Source organism: Paucibacter sp. PLA-PC-4 (genome assembly GCF_026241155.1).
Classification (GTDB): Bacteria; Pseudomonadota; Gammaproteobacteria; order Burkholderiales; family Burkholderiaceae_C; genus Roseateles_E.
In genome coordinates, this window is sequence record NZ_JAPFGP010000008.1 from 63,749 (window position 1) to 78,227 (window position 14,479).

At 67.4% G+C, this 14,479-nt stretch carries 12 protein-coding genes; 8 read left to right on the top strand and 4 right to left on the bottom strand.

Annotated elements, in window-relative coordinates; all coding sequences use genetic code 11:
- Positions 1 to 8: 8 nt before the first annotated feature.
- The 3 genes from OOZ63_RS13870 to OOZ63_RS13880 all read right to left on the bottom strand — a co-directional run bounded on the left by OOZ63_RS13870 (position 9) and on the right by OOZ63_RS13880 (position 1,550).
- Positions 9 to 566: a cytochrome b/b6 domain-containing protein gene (locus OOZ63_RS13870; protein ID WP_266006122.1), complete on the bottom strand. Its 558-nt coding sequence runs from the start codon at positions 564 to 566 to the stop codon at positions 9 to 11.
- Positions 563 to 820 carry a PepSY domain-containing protein gene (locus OOZ63_RS13875; RefSeq protein WP_266006123.1) on the bottom strand — a complete coding sequence of 86 codons (258 nt, stop codon included), beginning with the start codon at positions 818 to 820 and terminating at the stop codon, positions 563 to 565. The genes OOZ63_RS13870 and OOZ63_RS13875 overlap by 4 nt, the downstream gene beginning before the upstream one ends.
- Positions 821 to 902: 82 nt before the next feature.
- A complete protein-coding gene (locus OOZ63_RS13880; RefSeq protein ID WP_266006124.1) occupies positions 903 to 1,550 on the bottom strand; it encodes a hypothetical protein in 648 nt (215 codons plus the stop codon).
- 122 nt (positions 1,551 to 1,672) lie between these two features.
- Here OOZ63_RS13880 and OOZ63_RS13885 point away from each other — a divergent pair, with 122 nt between their 5' ends.
- From OOZ63_RS13885 to OOZ63_RS13895, 3 genes are read left to right on the top strand one after another with little or no spacing between them, the layout of a single operon-like run.
- Positions 1,673 to 2,341 carry a response regulator transcription factor gene (locus tag OOZ63_RS13885; RefSeq protein WP_266006125.1) on the top strand — a complete coding sequence of 223 codons (669 nt, stop codon included), beginning with the start codon at positions 1,673 to 1,675 and terminating at the stop codon, positions 2,339 to 2,341.
- Positions 2,338 to 3,663 carry an ATP-binding protein gene (locus tag OOZ63_RS13890; protein ID WP_266006126.1) on the top strand — a complete coding sequence of 442 codons (1,326 nt, stop codon included), beginning with the start codon at positions 2,338 to 2,340 and terminating at the stop codon, positions 3,661 to 3,663. Before OOZ63_RS13885 ends, OOZ63_RS13890 begins: the two co-directional genes overlap by 4 nt.
- Before the next feature lie 54 nt (positions 3,664 to 3,717).
- Entirely contained in the window at positions 3,718 to 4,677 is a 960-nt protein-coding gene (locus OOZ63_RS13895) for a transglycosylase SLT domain-containing protein (RefSeq protein WP_266006127.1), read from the top strand.
- A 4-nt stretch (positions 4,678 to 4,681) separates the two neighbouring features.
- Here the strand turns inward: OOZ63_RS13895 and OOZ63_RS13900 are convergent, their stop codons facing one another.
- Positions 4,682 to 5,602, bottom strand: a complete 921-nt coding sequence (locus tag OOZ63_RS13900; protein ID WP_266006128.1) for a LysR family transcriptional regulator — start codon at positions 5,600 to 5,602, stop codon at positions 4,682 to 4,684.
- Between the two features lie 80 nt (positions 5,603 to 5,682).
- Here OOZ63_RS13900 and OOZ63_RS13905 point away from each other — a divergent pair, with 80 nt between their 5' ends.
- From OOZ63_RS13905 to OOZ63_RS13925, 5 genes are all read left to right on the top strand, one after another.
- Complete coding sequence (locus OOZ63_RS13905) at positions 5,683 to 7,761, top strand: 4-oxalomesaconate tautomerase (protein ID WP_266006129.1); 2,079 nt, start codon at positions 5,683 to 5,685, stop codon at positions 7,759 to 7,761.
- 43 nt (positions 7,762 to 7,804) lie between these two features.
- On the top strand, positions 7,805 to 8,887 hold the full coding sequence (locus OOZ63_RS13910; RefSeq protein ID WP_266006131.1) for a porin: 1,083 nt from the start codon (positions 7,805 to 7,807) through the stop codon (positions 8,885 to 8,887).
- Between the two features lie 128 nt (positions 8,888 to 9,015).
- Positions 9,016 to 11,589 carry an EAL and GGDEF domain-containing protein gene (locus OOZ63_RS13915; protein ID WP_266006133.1) on the top strand — a complete coding sequence of 858 codons (2,574 nt, stop codon included), beginning with the start codon at positions 9,016 to 9,018 and terminating at the stop codon, positions 11,587 to 11,589.
- 74 nt (positions 11,590 to 11,663) lie between these two features.
- Positions 11,664 to 12,479, top strand: a complete 816-nt coding sequence (locus OOZ63_RS13920) for an alpha/beta fold hydrolase (protein WP_266006135.1) — start codon at positions 11,664 to 11,666, stop codon at positions 12,477 to 12,479.
- 3 nt (positions 12,480 to 12,482) lie between these two features.
- Positions 12,483 to 14,459: a PAS domain-containing hybrid sensor histidine kinase/response regulator gene (locus OOZ63_RS13925; protein WP_266006136.1), complete on the top strand. Its 1,977-nt coding sequence runs from the start codon at positions 12,483 to 12,485 to the stop codon at positions 14,457 to 14,459.
- Positions 14,460 to 14,479 lie beyond the last annotated feature (20 nt).

The window sequence follows — 14,479 nt, forward strand, 5'->3', positions numbered from 1 at the left end:
TCACCAAGTCACCAGCGCTGCTTGACGCCGGTGACCATGGCACGGATCAGCCGCGTGCGTTCCAGTCGCCCCATCAGCAGTGCGGCCGCCACATGCACGCCGACCAGGCCCAGCAAGGTGTTGGCCAGGCCCTCGTGCAGTTCTTCCAGCCACTCCTCGCCCCAGAAGGCATCGAGACCCTGCATCCAGCCGCTCAGTCCGAGCAACAGCACCAGGGCCAGCAGCGCCAGCATCATCAGCGCGCCCAGCGGGTTGTGGCCGCGCTGGGGCGGCAGCTCGCCGGAGCGCAGCGCGCGCAGATGGGCAGCCAGGCGCGCCGGCGTCGGGAAGAAGTCGGCGAAGCGGGCATGCCGGCTGCCGACGAAGCCCCAGACGATGCGGGCCAGCACCAGGGCGCTGGCCAGATAGCCGGACCAGCGATGCAGCGGCTCGCCGTCGTCGAGCACTAAGAGATTGAACATCACGCAGGCCACCAGGCTCCAGTGGAACAGGCGCACGAAGCGGTCCCAGACCGGCGCCTCGGCCCCTGTCTGCATGGGACCTTGCGGCCCGGAGGTGCGGCTCACTTGCGCTCCAGCACGGCGGCGCTGGCCGGGTCGAAGTAGATCTCTACCTTGCGGCCGTCCTTGTCCTGGCCGTAGATCTCGTAGCAGCGGCCCTTGCTGAGCTTGAAGGTCTTGATCTGGTAGCCCTGGGCTTCGACGGTCTTGCGGAAGTCGGCTTCCTTCATCCACTGGCTTTCGGGTACCTGGCAGCTCGGGCCGGCCAGGGCCGTGGCGGACAGGGCGATCAACAGCGGGGCGATCAGAACAGTCTTCATGGCGGGTTTCCTGAGGGTTGAGTGATCCCGGCATCTGCCGGTAGCCCTATTTCAGATGGCGCCGATGAAGCCCAGCTGAAGATCAGAACTGCAGTTTCAGACCCAGGCTGTAGAGCGTGCTGCCGCCGCTGCGGCCGAGGCTGCCGTCGAGCTGCAGGTCCTTGAAGACCTCACGGCGTAGGCCCAGGCCGAACAGCGGCTTGGACTGGCGCTGGCCCAGCCATTCCAGATGCCCGGTCGCCGTGCCCAAGGCCTGCTCCCAGGCCAGGCCCAGCGCCGGCAGTGTCGGGCCGCCGGGCGTGCGGCTGGCCCCGAGATTGATGTGCAGCGCACCCGCTGGGAACTCGCGGCTGGCAATCAGCGTGGCATAGCGCGTGGCGCCGTGCTGAAACCGGGTGTGCGTCAGGCCCAGCACGGCGGCATGGTGCCAGCGGCCCTCGTGGGGTGCGCTCAGCTGAATCTTGCTCTGCAGACTCGTGCTGCTGAGCGCGCTGCCATGCTCGCGAGACCAGGCGGCGCCGAGTTCGATGCCTTGCCAGGGGGCATAGGCGGGGGCCACGGTCCACAGCCGCGCATCGCCGGGCTGGCGCGCATACCAGGCCTCCAGATGGCCGGCGCCGGCCTCGTTGACATTGGCGTCATCGATATTGAGCGGCCGGCCGGCATGAACCGGGTTCAGCAGCAGCGCCGCCAGCAGCGTGGTGAAGATGGCGTGTGGCAGGTCGGACATCGTGAGGCCTCTCCGAGGGCAGCGCGAATCCCTCGCACTTTTTTTCGGCCTCCTGAAGCCCAGCTTAAGCTGCGCTTCATCGCTGCCGGGTCTGATGCGAGCATGAAGCGTCGCTGCCGATCATGAGAGTTCTGCTTGTCGAAGATGATGCCGCGCTGGCCGAGGCCATGTCCGCCTATCTGGAATGCAAGGGCTTTGCCGTGGACCGCGTGGCCAGTCTGGCGGCGGCACGCGCGGCCTTGCCTCTGGCGCCCTGGCATGCGGTGCTGCTGGATCTGCATCTGCCCGATGGCGATGGTCTGGAGCTGATCCCGGCGATACGCCACCGCGCACCGGCGCTGCCCATCGTCGTGCTGACCGCGCGTGATCAGGTGAGTGACCGCATTCGCGGCCTCGATGCCGGCGCCGATGACTACCTGGTCAAGCCCTTCGATCCCGACGAACTGCTGGCGCGGCTGCGCGCGGTTGAGCGGCGCGGTCGCGGCGGTGCGGACTCTGCCCTGGTGCAGGCCGGCGCGCTGCAGATCGACCTGAGCCGCATGGCGGTCTGCCGCGATGGCGAGCCGGTGACTCTGACCGCCAAGGAGTGGAGCCTGCTGCGCGTGCTGGCTTTGCGGCTGGATCGCATCCACCTGAAAAGCGCCTTGGTGGAGGCGCTGTACGGTTTCGATGACGAGGTGGGCAGCAACACCGTCGAGGTCTTCATCCACAACCTGCGCCGCAAGCTCGGCACGGACAGCATCCAGACCGTGCGCGGCCTGGGCTACCGGCTCAGCGGCGGCACCCGATGAGCGAGGCGCCCGCCGTGCCGACCAGCCTGACCGGCCAGTTGACGCGCAGCCTGTTGTGCCTGGTCTGCTGTGCCTGGCTGTTGACGGCGGCGCTGGGAGCCTGGCATGCGCGCGCCGAGATCAGCGAGGGCATGGACAGCACCCTGATGGACAGTGCCGCGCGTCTGCTGCTGATGGCCGGGCCGGCGGCGGAGCTTCCCTGGGCGCCGGCGGGGCCGGACGATCACCATTTCTACCAGCTGGTGGACCTGTATGGCCGGGTGCTACAGCGCTCGCCGGACGCACCCGCGCAGGCGCTGGCGGTGCCGCTGGCTGCGGGCTTTGTCGACTTGCCGGGCTGGCGCGTCTACAGCCAGCGCCATGCCACGCTGCCGCTGTGGATCCATGTGGCCGACGACCTGGACCATCGTCGCGAGGCCATGCTGGAGAACGCACTGAGCTTTGTGCTGCCGCTGCTGGCCATGCTGCCGGCGCTGGCTCTGCTGATCCGCTGGCGGGTGCGGCGCGGCCTGGCGCCGCTGCGCCAGCTGGCCGCCGAGATCGGACGGCGTAGCGGCCAGGACCTCAGCCCCATAACCGACACAGCCGTGCTGCCTGCCGAGCTGCAGCAGATCGGCGCCAGCACCAACCATCTGCTGCTGCGCCTGTCCGAGGCGCTGGACACCGAGAAGGCGCTGGCCGCCAACGCCGCCCACGAGCTTCGCACCCCGCTGGCCACCGTTCGCCTGCGCCTGCACCAGCTGCTTGATATGGGGTTGGCACCGGCCGCACGCGCCCAGGCCCTCAGCGCCGAGCAAGCGCTGCTGCGACTCGGCCGACGCGCCGAGAAGCTGCTGCAACTCTCGCGTGCCGAGTCCGGCGCCGCGCTGAGCAGCGCGCCGGTCAATCTGGCCGGGCTGGCCGGCGGCGTGGCCCAGGAGTTCTGGGCCGATGCCGATCTGTTGGAGCGATTGCGCCTGCAGGTGCCCGAGGACTGCGATGTGCTGGCGCTGGGCGACTTTGATGCGCTGGCCATCGTGCTGCGCAATCTGATCGAGAACGCCCAGCGCCATGCGCCTGGCAGCCTAATCGAGCTCAGCGTCGAGGCACCGGCGACCTTGCGGGTGCGCGACCACGGCCCAGGCGTTCCGGCTGCGGCGCTGGCCTGCATCCCGCAGCGGCACCAGCGACGGGTCGGCGTAGGCTATGGGCTGGGCCTGTCCATCGTCGCCACCATCATCGAACGCCACGGCGGCCGGCTGCTGCTTCAGGCGCCGCATGCGGGCAGGGGGCTGGAGGTCCGTATCGACCTGCGGCCGGCCGGGGCTCTTGGCCCTGGCTAAACTGAGGGTTCCGCTGATCTCCTTCCTCTTGCCGTGCGCTTGCAACCCCTGTCAATGCTGAGGCTGTCCACGCTGCTGCTGGCTTGTGCCGGGGCCGCGCATGCCCAGCTGCCGCCCTCGGCCCTGCCGACCCTTGACGGCCTGCCCCGGCCCACGACACCGCCGCCCGAGATCGGGCCGGTGGTGCCGCCCCAGGTGCAGCGCTGGCGCCGCGAGGGCGAGGCCTACGAGCATGGCGACGGCGTGCCGCGCGATCCGGTGATGGCGGCTCAGCTCTATTGCCGAGCCGCCCGCTATGGCGACGCCGCCGCGCAGTACAACCTGGCCTGGATGCTGACCAACGCGCGCGGCATCGAGCGCGACGATGCCCAGGCCGCCCATCTGTTCGCCGCCGCTGCCGAGCAGGGCCTGCAGCAGGCGGAGAATATGCTCAAGGCCATGGGTACGCCGCGCGGCGCGCCGCCAGCCTGCCTGCGCCCGCCCGACACCGACCCTGCGCCGCTCAAGCCCGGCCAGGCGGCCAAGCTCCCGCCGTTGCCGCCCCCACCCCCGCCGGCCAATGCGCCAGAGCCCATCGTGCGCTTCGTCAATCTGGTGGCGCCCGACTACCAGCTGGCCCCGCATCTGGTGCTGGCCGTGATGGCCACCGAGTCGAACTTCGACCCGCTGGCCGAATCGCCGAAGAAGGCCCAGGGCCTGATGCAGCTTATCCCCGACACGGCGGCCCGCTTCAAGGTCAGGAAGATGACCGACCCGGTGCAGAACATCCGCGGCGGCATGGCCTATCTGCGCTGGCTGCTGGCCTATTTCGAGGGTGATCTGTCCCTGGTGCTGGCGGCCTACAACGCCGGCGAGGGCGCGGTGGACCGCTACCGCGGCGTGCCGCCCTACGCCGAGACGCGGATGTATGTGCGGCGCATCCTGGCCGCGATCGGCGGCCAGCGCAGCCACCCATTCGATCCGAGCGTGACCGCGCCTTCGCCGGTGCTCGGCTCGCGCCGCGTGCCCGGCTGAGCCCTCAGCCCGCCTTCTTGCGCGCGGCTGGCTTGAGCTTCATCTCGACGAAGAAGTCATAGAGCTGCTGGGCCGCCGGCGACAGGCTGCGGCCTTTGCGCCGTATCAGCCCGACATGGCGGCTCACTGCCGGCTCGACCAGCGGCACGCTGACCAGCAGCGGATGGCTCTTGTCCGGCATCGCCAGCGAGGGCACCGCCGCCACGCCCAGCCCGGCCTCGACCAGACCCAGGGTGGTGGTCACATGCTGGGTCTCGTAGACGGCCTCCGGCAGGCCGGCCACACCGGCCAGCGCCTGGTCCAGCAGCAGCCGGTTACCCGAGTTCTTGGCCACCGCGATGTAGTCGTAGGCGGCCAGCTCGTGCCAGGCCACCTGGCGCTTGCGGGCCAGCGGATGGTCGCGCCGACAGGCAGCGACGAAGCGCTCCTCCAGCAGCGCATGGAACTCGATATCGGGCTCCTGGCTGCCGATGAAGTTCAGGCCGAAATCGACCTCGCCGCGTGCCACCGCGTCCAGCACCGCGCCGGCGCCGGCGTCGAAGACCTTGAGTCGTATCTTCGGATAGCGCTCGCGGTAGCGGCCGATCACGCGCGACAGGTAGTAGTAGACGGTCGACGGCACGCAGGCGATGCTGACCTCGCCCATGCGGGTGGCCGATACCCCGCGTATGCCCAGCAAGGTGTTGTCCAGCTCGTCGAGCAGCTGCTGTACCTTGCGGGCGAAATCGCGGCCCACCGCGGTCAGGCTGACGCGGCGCGTCGTGCGGTCCAGCAGCTTGACGCCCAGCGCCTGCTCCAGCTTGTCGATGCGGCGGCTGAAGGCTGGCTGCGAGATGTGAACGGCCTCGGCCGCGCGCCGGAAGTTGCCCAGCTCGGCCACCGCGCGAAAGGCCAGAAGATCGTTCAGGTCGAAATTGATAGCCATGTTGACTGATGCGTGTGGTGGATCAATCGATCATAACTATGCAATTCACATGCATGAGTGGATCGCCCAAGATCCGTCCCATGCAAGCCCTGACCATTCCCTGTTTCCTGATGCGAGCTGGCACCTCGCGCGGCCCTTTCTTCCTTCGCGAATGGCTGCCCGAGAACGAGGACCTGCGCGACCAGGCCCTGATCGGCGCGATCGGCGCGTCCGACCTGCTTCAGGTCGACGGCGTCGGCGGCGGCAGCTCGCTGACCAGCAAGGTGGCCATCGTCTCGCGATCCCGCGAGCCGGGCTGCGCGCTCGACTACCTGTTCGCTCAGGTCGGCGTCGGCCAGCGCTCGGTCGACACCCGGCCCAACTGCGGAAACATGCTGGCGGGCGTCGTGCCCTTCGCGCTGGAGCAAGGCCTGATCGAGGCCGACGAGGGCGAGACCACGGTGCGGGTCTTCAATGTCAACACCCGCTCACGCATCGATGTCACGGTGCAGACGCCGCAGCGGCGCATCCGCTACGAGGGTCTGACCAGCATTGACGGCGTGGCCGGAACGGCTGCACCGATCAAGCTGGAGTTCCTGGACGCCTGGGGTGCCGTGACCGGCGCGGTGTTCCCGAGCGGCCGCCGCATCGACCGCATCGACGGCATCGAGATGACCTGCATTGACGCGGCGATGCCGCTGATGCTGGTACGTGCCGCCGACCTGGGCCTGAGCGGCCGTGAGTCGCCCGCCGAGCTGGACGCTGACCTGCCGCTGTTGGAGCGCCTGGAGGCGCTGCGCCGCGCCGCCGGTGAACTGATGGGGCTGGGCGATGTATCGACCAGCGTGATCCCGAAGCCGGTAATCGTCAGCCCCGGCGATGACGAGCACAGCATCCGCTCGCGCTACTTCACGCCGCGCCGCTGCCATGCCTCGCATGCGGTGACTGGCGCCATTGGTGTGGCCGCCGCCTTCGCGCTGCCCGGCACGGTGGCCAGCGGTGCACTGCAGCGCAGCGGCAGCCGCGGCATTGCGGTGCTGCATCCCCAGGGCCGCATCGAGGTCGAGGTCGAGCTGGCCGGCAGCGGCGAGCTCGCCCAGATCCAGCGTGCGGCCCTGCTGCGCACGGCCCGCAAGATTCTGCAGGGCCAGCTGCACATCCCGGACTATGTTTTTTCAAGACCTACACAAGGAGACGATCCGATGTTCAAGCAAGCAATCGCCCCGGCGCTCAAGGCCGTGACCCTGGCCGCCACGCTGGCGACGGCCGCGCCCGCCGCGCAGGCCTATCCGGACAAGACCATCACCATCGTCGTGCCGACTGCGGCCGGCGGCGGCAACGATGCGATGGCACGCAGCATCGCGCAGAAGCTCGGCACGCTGCTGGGCCAGACCATCATCATCGACAACCGCGCCGGCGCCACCGGTTCTATCGCCAGCGAGTATGTGGCCCGTGCGACGCCGGACGGCTACACCCTGTTCTTCGGCTATATCGCCACCCATGGCATGAACCCGGTGCTGCAGAAGCTGCGCTACGACCCGGTGGCCGACTTCGAACCGATAGGCCTGGTCGGCTACTCGCCGACCCTGCTGGTGGCCAATCCCAAGCTGCCGATCAAGGACGTCAAGGAGATGCTGGCTCAGCTGAAGGCCAAGCCCGAGGCCTACTTCTACGCTTCGGCCGGCAACGGCACGGCGCCGCATTTCGCCGCCGAGCTCTTCAAGCTCAATGCCGGCGTCTCGATGGCCGGCGTGCCCTACAAGGGCTCGGCCCCGGCGGTCACCGACACGGTGGCCGGCCAGACCCAGTTCATGTTCCCCAGCGTCTTCACCGCCTACCCCCATGTCAAGTCCGGCAAGCTGCGCGCGCTGGCCGTCGCCGGTCCGAAGCGCCTGGCCGCCCTGCCCGATGTGCCGACGCTGAAGGAGTCCGGCATCGACGGGGTCGAGGTGCAGCAGTGGTACGGTTTCTTCGCGCCGGCCAAGACACCCAGGCCCATCATCGAGCAGCTCAACAAGGCGCTCAACCAGGTGCTGGCCGACAAAGACACGATCAAGCGCATCGAGGACCACGGCGCCGATGTCGAAACCAGCACGCCCGAGCAATTCGGCGCCCTGGTCAAGAGCGAGCTGGCCAAGTGGAAGCGCGTCGTCGTGCAGGCCAAGCTGAGCGCCGATTGAGCCGCCGCGATCAAGCCCCGATAACAACAGGAGACAAACCGGTATGCAACACAATTTCAAGGCGACTATGGTGGCACTGCTCGGCGCTAGCGCCGCGCTGGCGGCAGGCGCGCAGAACGTGACCTTGGGTGGCATCGCCGATGCGGCCGTGCGCCATGTCAGCAACCAAGGCCGTGGTGGCGTCAGCTCCCTGGTCAGCGGCGGCAATTCGACCAGCCGCATCATCATCCGCGGCAGCGAAGACCTGGGCGGCGGCCTCGCGGCCGGCTTCCATCTGGAGCACGGCATCTTGCTGGACAGCGGCACCCAAGCCAACGCCACGATGTTCTGGGACCGCAGATCCACCGTCAGCCTGATCAGCAAGCAGTGGGGCGAGCTGCGCGCCGGCCGAGACTTCGTGCCAAGTTACAGCAACTGGAGTCGCTACGACCCCTTCAGCTATGTCGGTGTCGCGGGTTCCAATAACTTCGTCTCGGCCTCGCCGGTCGGCCCGCTGCGCTCGGCCTTTGGCTCGGGTGCCAACACCACGGTTCGGTCCAGCAACGCTCTCCAGTACCTACTGCCCGGCGGTCTGGGCGGCTGGGAGGGTGGATTGATGGCGGCCGCCGGTGAGGGCGGCACGGCGGCTGCCGGCCAGCACAAGGTCCTCGGCGCGCGTTTGGGCTACGCAACCAAGACCTTCAACATCGCCGCCGCGCTGACCCGCAGCGAGAACAATCTGACCGGCTCGAACCAGCTCGACGATCTGGCCCTGGGCGGCAGCTATGACTTGGGCATCATCAAGTTGTCGGCCGCCTGGCGCCGTTTCGAGATCGGCGATGCGCGCCAGACCCACACCCTGCTGGGTGCCTGGCTGCCGGCGGGCACGAACGGGCAGTTCAAGCTGAGCTGGAACCAGGTGGATCTGGCCGGCCGTGTCGGCAGCACCGCAATCGGCGCCAATGGGGCCAGCCAGCTGGGCCTGGGCTATGTGCACGAGCTGTCCAAGCGCAGTGTGCTCTACGGCACGGTTTCACGCGTCGACAACAAGGGGGCGTCAACCTATGTGATCCCCGGCGGTGCCAGCGGCCTCGCCGGCAGTGGCAATTCCAGCGGCGTTGAGCTCGGGATGCGCCACAGCTTCTGAGCGCCGCCCCGCCCCGCTGCGCCAGCGGGCAAGGCCTTTATCATTCCCCTTGAAACTCGGGTGATGCGCATCAAGGCCTGTGCCTTTGCATGAGCCTAAGATTAGCCGGGTAACAGGGGGCTGGGCGAATGTCTGAGGCGGAGCGTACCGGCGATCAGCCGGCCGATCATCAGTTGCTGCTGCAGACGCTGGATCGCGTCATGAGCATTGCAGAGTTCGATGCTTCAGGCCGGCTGCTGCGCGCCAACGCCAATTGCCTGGCGATGCTGGGTCACAGCGCGGCGCAAGCGCTGGGTCAACCCCATGCCAGCTTTTGCCCGCCCGACTATGCCGCCTCGGCCGACTACCAGCAGTTTTGGCGCGGCTTGATCGGCGGAGCCGAGTTTTCCGGAGTTTGTGAGCGCCGCCGTCGTGATGGCAGCCCCTGCTGGCTTGAGGCAAGTTACGCCCCGCTGCGTGACGAGGCGGGGCGGGTCTGTGGCGTGCTCGAGATCGCCACCGATGTCAGTGCCCGGGTACGGCGTGAGCGCGATCAGCATGAACATATGCGACGCCTGTCCCTCGTGGCGGACGCTACCGACAGCGCGGTCGTGATCACCGATGGCGACTGGGGCACCCTGCATGTGAACGCCGGCTTCAGCCGTCTGTTTGGCTGGGGTCTGGATGAGTTGCAAGGCCGCTCGCCACTGCAGTTGCTGGCGCCGCTGGCGTCGCCGGATGAACTTGAGGACTACCGGGGCGCGCTGCGTGTTGGCCGTACGGTGCGGCGCGAGGCCATCCTGAGCGGCAGGGATGGTCGGCGCTACTGGGTCAATGCGGTCAGCAATGCGGTGTTGGACCCGGATGGCCGGCTGCTCAATACCGTCACCGTGCTGACCGACATCACCCGCGCCAAAATGCATGAGGTGCTGCAGCAGCGTGTGCTGGAAGCGATGGCCCGTGATCAGCCACTGGCCGATGTACTTGAGCTGGTGTGCCGTGAGGTCGAACGCATTGCGCCCGAGGTGACGGCGACCATTCTCGAAGTCGACGAACGGGGCTTGCTCCACCCACTGGCTGCACCGAGCCTGCCGCCCGACTATTCGCAGGCGCTGAACGGCCTGGCGATCGGACCGCAGGCCGGCTCCTGCGGCACGGCGGCCTTTCGCAAAGAGTCCGTTCTGGTCAGCGACATCGCCAGCGATCCGCTATGGGCCGACTACAAGCACATGATTCTGCCGCTGGGCTATGCCGCCTGCTGGTCTACCCCGATACGTAACAGCCAGGACCGGGTCGTCGGCACCTTTGCTTTCTATTACCGGAGACCAGGCGGCCCTGACCCCTTCCACCAGCAACTGGTCGAGGCCTGCGTTCATCTGTGCGCGCTGGCGCTGGAGCGCGAAAGCTCGCGCTTGAGAATCCGCCAGCTGGCCTTCTATGACGGGCTGACCGGCCTGCCCAACCGCAGTTTGCTGCATGCCAAGGCGGACCAGGTGATTGCGGGCGCAACACGCCATGGTGAAGAGCTCGCTGTACTCTTCATTGATCTCGACCGCTTCAAGCGGGTCAACGACTCGTTGGGTCACCCTGCCGGCGACGAGCTGCTGCGCCTTGTGGCGCGGCGCATCGAGACCGAGGTGCGTGTCTCGGACATTGCAGCGCGTCTGTCGGGCGATGAGTTCATCGTGGTGCTGCCGCAGTGCGATGCCGATCAGGCGGCCGATACCGTCGAGCGACTGCAGGCGGCGCTTGGCCGCCCTTGTGTGGTGGCCGGCGCCACGCTGAGCCCGTCGGCCAGCGTCGGTATCGCGATGTTTCCGGCCGACGGCCGCGACATGGCGACCCTGTTGCACCGTGCCGATGTGGCCATGTACCAGGCCAAGACCGGCGGCCGCAGCCGCTTCCGCTTCTTCAGCAATGAAATGAACCAGCTCGCCCAAGAGCGGCTGGCGCTGGAGTCGGCCTTGCGCGCGGCGCTGCGAGACGGTGGCTTGTATCTGCACTACCAGCCGCAGATCGATCTGCGCGACGGACGACTTTATGGTGTCGAAGCCCTGGCACGCTGGCGTCATGCCGAGCTCGGTGAGATCTCGCCGGCGCGCTTCATCCCGCTGGCCGAGGAATGTGGCTTGATCGGCGAGCTCGGGCATTGGGCGCTGCGCGAAGCCTGCCGCCAGCTCAGTGACTGGCGGGGGCGCGATCTGGCCGTGCCTGCGATAGCCGTCAATCTGTCGGCCACCAGTTTTCACGACCTCGCGCTGCCGCGCATGATTGCCGACACGCTGCAGCATCATCGGCTGTTGCCGCAAGACCTGACCCTGGAAATCACCGAGAGTGTGCTGATGGATACCCATCCGAGCACGCTCAAGACCATCGAGGCCGTGCATGCGCTGGGCGTGCGTCTATCAATGGATGACTTCGGCACCGGCTATTCCAGCCTCGGCTATCTGCGCCGGCTGCCGGTCAGCGAGCTCAAGCTGGACCGCAGCTTTGTCGCCGATCTGGCGCATGACGAGGCCGCGCAGGCGCTCAGCAGCGCCATCCTGGGCATTGGCCAGAGCCTGCGCATGACGGTGGTGGCCGAGGGCGTCGAAACCCCTGGCCAGCAGCAGATACTGCAGCAACAGGGCTACCCGGTTGCCCAAGGCTATCTGTTTGCACGACCGTTGGCGCCACAGGATCTAGAGCTCTGGTTGCACAATGTGCTTGGGTCGCACAATTGAGCGCTGATTGCGGTATTTTTGCCGCTTGCATTTGCGTGTTGAGAGGCAAGATCCACGACCGACGGAGGCGACTGATGGCCGGGGCAATCGATATCTTCAAACGCAATAACGTGGTGCAGCGCGGACAGGGCCAGCCGACGCTTGTGTTCGCCCATGGCTTCGGCTGTGACCAGCAGATGTGGCGCTTTGTCGCTCCACAATTCGAGGCCGATCATCAGGTGCTGCTGTTCGACCATATCGGCTGCGGCCGCTCGGACACGGCCGCCTATGAGCCGGGTCGCCACTCGAGTTTGCGCGGCTATGCGCAGGATGTGGTGGAGATCATGGCGGCCGCCGAGCTCAGCGATGCAGTGTTTGTCGGCCACTCCGTCAGCGCGATGATCGGCTTGCTAGCCGCGATTGCTGCGCCTCAACACTTTTCGCGGCTGGTGATGATCGGGCCGTCGCCGCGTTATCTGAACGAGCCGCCGACCGGCTACATCGGAGGCTTCGAGCGTGAAGACATCGATGGCTTGATCGATATGATGGAGAGCAATATGGTGGGCTGGGCCAGTTTCCTTGCGCCTCAGGTGATGGGGGCTGGCAGCTCGGCCGAAATGACCCGAGAGCTGCGTGAGAGCTTTTGCGCCTCCGACCCCTATATCGCGCACCGCTTTGCGATCGCGACCTTTTTTGCCGACAACCGGGCCGATCTGACGCTGGCGCCGGTGCCGTCGCTGGTGATCCAGTGCTCGGACGACGCGATCGCGCCGCGTGCCGTCGGCGAGTATGTGCATAGCCATCTGCCGGCCAGCACGCTGGCCGTGATCGAGGCCTCGGGGCACTGCCCCCACATGACTCACCCGCAGGAAACGGCCGAGCTGATTCGCCGCTACCTGGCGGAGCACTAGACCGTGCAGTCAGGCGCTCCGTCCCTGCCGGTGGAGGCTGCCGAGTTGGCCACGTGGCCCTGCGGCTGCCTCAGCCTGGATGCGCGCGGCATCGTGCTGACGGTGAACCGGGCGCTGTGCCGCCTGGTGCAACTGTCGGCCGAGCAGATCGTCGGTCAGCCTTTCGACCGGCTGCTCAGCAATGCCTCCCGGGTGCTCTACCAGAGCTACCTCCAACCACTGTTGCAGCTGCACGGCCATGTCGAGGAATTCGCGCTGACGCTGCGCCAGTCGGAAGGCGGCAGTCCGGATGTGCTGGTCTACACCGGTAGGCGAGAGGCCGATGACAGCGCCGTGCTCGACATGGTGCTGGCGCCGATACGCCAGCGCCGGCGCATCGAGGACGAGATGCTGCGCATCAAGCGTGCCGCCGACCAGGCGCCTGGCCTGGTGTTCCAGTTGCTGCAACTGGCCGATGGGGGTCTGCACTTTCCGTATGCCAGTGAGGCGATACGTCGGCTCTACGCAGTCACGCCGGACCAGGCGCGGGCCTCGGCCGATCAAGTGTTTCGTCAGCTCCATGCCGACGACCGGCAGGCGCTGCAGGTTGCGATGCGACAGGCCGCCCGCGAGGGCAGCGATTTGCACTGCATCTATCGCCTGCGCGCGCCGGATGGCAGTCCGCGCTGGCATGAGCTGCAGGCCACCCAGCGTCATCTGGCCCATGGCTCCATACTCTGGCATGGGCATATCGCTGACATCACCGAGCGCAAGCAAATGCAGGCGGCGGTGGCTGAGCAGCAGACGCTTGAGCGGGTGCATCGTGCGCGCAACGAGTTCCTGTCGCGCGTCAGCCACGAGCTGCGCACGCCGCTGAATGGCATCCTGGGCTTTGCCCAACTGCTGGAGAGCGATAAGGCCGACAACCTCAGCATTGAGCAGCAGGAGCGGCTGCGCCTGTTGCGCAGCTCCGGCCAGCATCTGCTGCAGTTGATCAATCAGGTGCTGGAAGTGACGCGGCTGGAGGCGGGGCAGATGGAGGTTCAGATGCAGACGCTGGAATTGGCGCCGCAGCTGGAGTTGGCGTTAAGCCAGATGCAGCCGCAGGCAGGTTCAGCCGGCGTGGCCTTGCTACCACTGGAGGTGGCGGCCGGGCTGGCCGTGCAGGCCGATGCGCTGCGTTTGCAGCAGGTACTGCTGAACCTGCTGTCTAACGCCATCAAGTACAACCGCCCCGGCGGCCATGTACGCCTGAGCGTCCAGGAGCTCGACGGCGGGCTGTGCATCGCGGTGTCCGACACCGGACCAGGACTGTCGGCGCGACAGCAGGCCGAGCTGTTTCAACCCTTCCAGCGATTGGGCGCCGAAAAGACCACCGTGGAGGGCTATGGCCTGGGGCTGGTGATCTCGCGGCATCTGGTCACATTGATGGGTGGCCGTCTGACCCTGCACAGCGAGCCCGGTGCCGGTTGCCGCTTCGAGGTCCATCTGGCGATGCCGGTCGGCCTGGGTGCAGCGTTCGACCGGCCCGGCGACCACCCGGCGGCTGCGCTCGACGCAGGGGCCGGCGGCGCGTGTGGCACGGTACTCTATGTCGAGGACAATCCGGTCAACGCGATGCTGATGGAGGCCATTGTCGGTATGCGACCAGGTCTGCGACTGAGCTTGGCCACCGATGGTGCCAGCGCCTTGGCGGCCGCCCGAGCGGCGCCTCCCGAGTTGCTGCTGCTCGATATGCACCTGCCCGATATCAGCGGCATGGCGCTGCTGCCGGCCTTGCGTCGCATCGAGGCCATGGCCGACGTGCCTGCCATCATGGTGTCGGCGGCGGCGGCGGAAGAGGATGTGGCGGCCGCGCGGGCGCAGGGCTTTGTCGGCTACTGGACCAAGCCGCTCGACGTGGACCAGACGCTGCGCGAGTTCGACCGCTTGCTGCCGCCTCGCCCGCGCTCCGATCCGCCATCGCCGCAGGTCGCGACCCGCGCGGATCCGACACCTTAGCCGGCACACCCACGGCGGGG

Coding starts and splice junctions, on each gene's coding strand:
- OOZ63_RS13920 (WP_266006135.1), top strand. CDS start 11,664: ATGGCCGGGGCAATCGATATCTTCAAACGCAATAACGTGGTGCAGCGC.
- OOZ63_RS13895 (WP_266006127.1), top strand. CDS start 3,718: ATGCTGAGGCTGTCCACGCTGCTGCTGGCTTGTGCCGGGGCCGCGCAT.
- OOZ63_RS13890 (WP_266006126.1), top strand. CDS start 2,338: ATGAGCGAGGCGCCCGCCGTGCCGACCAGCCTGACCGGCCAGTTGACG.
- OOZ63_RS13915 (WP_266006133.1), top strand. CDS start 9,016: ATGTCTGAGGCGGAGCGTACCGGCGATCAGCCGGCCGATCATCAGTTG.
- OOZ63_RS13910 (WP_266006131.1), top strand. CDS start 7,805: ATGCAACACAATTTCAAGGCGACTATGGTGGCACTGCTCGGCGCTAGC.
- OOZ63_RS13875 (WP_266006123.1), bottom strand. CDS start 820: ATGAAGACTGTTCTGATCGCCCCGCTGTTGATCGCCCTGTCCGCCACG.
- OOZ63_RS13885 (WP_266006125.1), top strand. CDS start 1,673: ATGAGAGTTCTGCTTGTCGAAGATGATGCCGCGCTGGCCGAGGCCATG.
- OOZ63_RS13905 (WP_266006129.1), top strand. CDS start 5,683: ATGCAAGCCCTGACCATTCCCTGTTTCCTGATGCGAGCTGGCACCTCG.
- OOZ63_RS13880 (WP_266006124.1), bottom strand. CDS start 1,550: ATGTCCGACCTGCCACACGCCATCTTCACCACGCTGCTGGCGGCGCTG.
- OOZ63_RS13900 (WP_266006128.1), bottom strand. CDS start 5,602: ATGGCTATCAATTTCGACCTGAACGATCTTCTGGCCTTTCGCGCGGTG.